Here is a 2,437-nt window from a genome sequence, read left to right as displayed (position 1 = left end):
ATCGCTCTTCATCAACGTAAGTTAGATGCTTTGAAGCGGTTGAAAAAAGGTCTTTTACAACAACTGTTCCCTGAAAATGGGGAGACGGTGCCTAAGGTGCGGTTTGCTAATTTCGAAGATGAATGGGAACAGCGTAAGCTTTCTGAAATCGCTGATCATCGTGGGGGGACAGCCATTGAAAAATACTTTGATGATAGTGGAAAGTACAAAGTGATATCAATTGGTAGCTATGGCTTAGACGGGAAATATGTTGACCAAAATATTAGAGCTATCTCAAACGAAGTAACTGATGGTCGAGTAGTCCGTAAAGGGGAATTGACGATGGTTCTGAATGATAAAACGTCAAACGGAACAATCATTGGACGTTCGTTGCTTATAAACACTGATCGCGAGTATGTTATCAACCAAAGAACTGAGATTATTTCACCAAAAAAAAACTTTGATTTTAACTTCGCTTTCGTAACATTGAATGGACCTTTTAGAGAAAAAGTCAAACGAATAGTTCAAGGTGGAACACAAATTTACGTCAACTATCCGGCAGTAGAAAATTTAATTCTTGCATTACCAAAGATTGATGAACAACGTCGTATAGGTGTTTTATTTAAGCAAATAGATAATTTAGTATCTCTTTATAAAAACAAACTAGATCAACTCAAAAATCTAAAAAAAAGCTATCTGCAAAATATGTTCATCTAACCATATTTACACTTGGACTAACTCCTTAGATAATAAACAAAGATGATTAGTTCATCTATTTATTATCCAGGAGGTTTTTTATGAAAACAAAAAGAAGAAAAGAACAAACGTTTCATGAATATTTTAAGGAGTGGGTAAGCCTTTATAAAGTTGGCGCTATTCGTTCAATTACATTACAAAAATACTATGTAACAGAACAAAAATTACAAGAACTTGTACCCAATTTGAAATTAAAGGAACTTGATCGTTATAGTTATCAACAACTTTTGAATGAGTATGCGCGTACTCATGAAAAACAAACTACCATGGATTTTCATCATCATTTAAAAGGAGCTATTTTGGACGCTGTTGATGAAGGAATACTCACTCAAAATCCTACAAGAAAAATTGTAATTAAAGGAAAAGACCCACGACCTAAAAAAGCAAAATTTCTAAACCAGTTTGAAGTACAATCTTTATTAAAAGTATTAAACTTAACGGAAGATATTAATTGGGATTGGTTTATATTGTTAGTCATTAAAACTGGAATGCGTTTTTCAGAAGCTTTAGCTTTAACACCCATAGATTTTGATTTTTCAAAACAAAAAATAGTAATTAACAAAACTTGGAATTACAAAAAAACAAACGGTTCTTTTCAACCAACAAAAAATGAATCTTCTAACAGAAAGATTCAAATCGACTGGCAATTAGCAATGCAGTTTTCACAATTAATTAAAATGAAAGAACTAGATAAACCTATTTTTGTTAGAAGTAGAGTATTTAATTCAACCATTAACAATCGCTTAAAAGTATTATGTAATCGTGCAAATATACCAATTATTACGGTTCATAGTTTGAGACATACACATGCTTCATTGCTATTATTTGCTGGTGTTTCGATTGCTAGTGTTGCGAACAGGTTAGGTCATTCTAGTATGACGACAACCCAAGAAACATATCTTCATATTATTCAAGAATTGGAAAATCAAGATAATGACAAGATCATAAAACATTTATCAATGTTAATGTGACCCAAAATCCCCATCTAGTTATAACTTGCTAGATGAGGATTTTTTTATATAAACATATTTTGTAGATAGGCTTTTTTAAGATTTTTGAGTTGACCCAGTTTATTTTGTTGAATTTTTATAGTATCGTCTAATCGTGAAAAAAAAGCTGCTATGCTTATCTGCTCTCCTAAAGATGGAATTGATAATAAAATATCTTCAAGATAAGAGAAATATAGATTTGATACATTTCCTCCTTCAACTCGTTTGGCAAATTCGAGACGCATTTTAGCACGAAAATAGATAGCCATGAATTGTGGATTTTGTTTGGTATTATAAACAGAAATCATTTCTCCAATTGCCACATCTGGTATAGTAAGCCAGCTACATTTTGCAAAATCTAATGGATCTTCTCCTACACGAGGTACTAACACTTCGTAACCTGTACTAAATTTCAAATTTTCTTTAGGAATACTAGTATGAGAATATATTCTATCAATTTTTGCTCCGAATTTGGTATATAGTTCTCCATATCTGACACAGGGAGTGGTCGCATCTTCAGTCACAGACCATTTTGGAGCACTCTTTCCATAATAAAAATTACCATATTCCCCTAACTTACGCTGTTCCCATTCATCTTCGAAATTAGCAAACCGCACCTTGGGCACCTTCTCCCTATTTTCAGGGAATAGTTGTTGTAAAAAACCTTTTTTCAACCGCTTCAAAGCATCTAACTTACGTTGATGAAGAGCGAT

Annotated in this window: 3 protein-coding genes; 2 read left to right on the top strand and 1 reads right to left on the bottom strand. The window is 32.7% G+C overall.

Features of this window, described 5'->3' with window-relative positions; all coding sequences use genetic code 11:
* Both BCR23_RS04420 and BCR23_RS04415 read left to right on the top strand, forming a co-directional pair.
* On the top strand, window positions 1-696 hold a 696-nt coding region (locus tag BCR23_RS04420; protein WP_205688492.1), incomplete at its 5' end, for a restriction endonuclease subunit S.
* An 80-nt stretch (window positions 697-776) separates the two neighbouring features.
* Window positions 777-1,706 (top strand): site-specific integrase, encoded by a 930-nt coding sequence (locus tag BCR23_RS04415; protein WP_069634282.1) that lies wholly within the window; start codon window positions 777-779, stop codon window positions 1,704-1,706.
* Between the two features lie 44 nt (window positions 1,707-1,750).
* Here BCR23_RS04415 and BCR23_RS04410 read toward each other — a convergent pair.
* On the bottom strand, window positions 1,751-2,437 hold a 687-nt coding region (locus BCR23_RS04410; protein WP_338030591.1), incomplete at its 5' end, for a restriction endonuclease subunit S.

The organism is Enterococcus quebecensis (genome assembly GCF_001730365.1).
GTDB lineage: Bacteria > Bacillota > Bacilli > Lactobacillales > Enterococcaceae > Enterococcus_L > Enterococcus_L quebecensis.
The sequence above is the reverse complement of the archived record's forward strand: the minus strand, read 5'-3'. Positions and strand labels throughout refer to the sequence as shown.

Excerpts from the sequence above, each read along its gene's own strand:
- BCR23_RS04415 (WP_069634282.1), top strand. The coding sequence starts at position 777 with ATGAAAACAAAAAGAAGAAAAGAACAAACGTTTCATGAATATTTTAAG.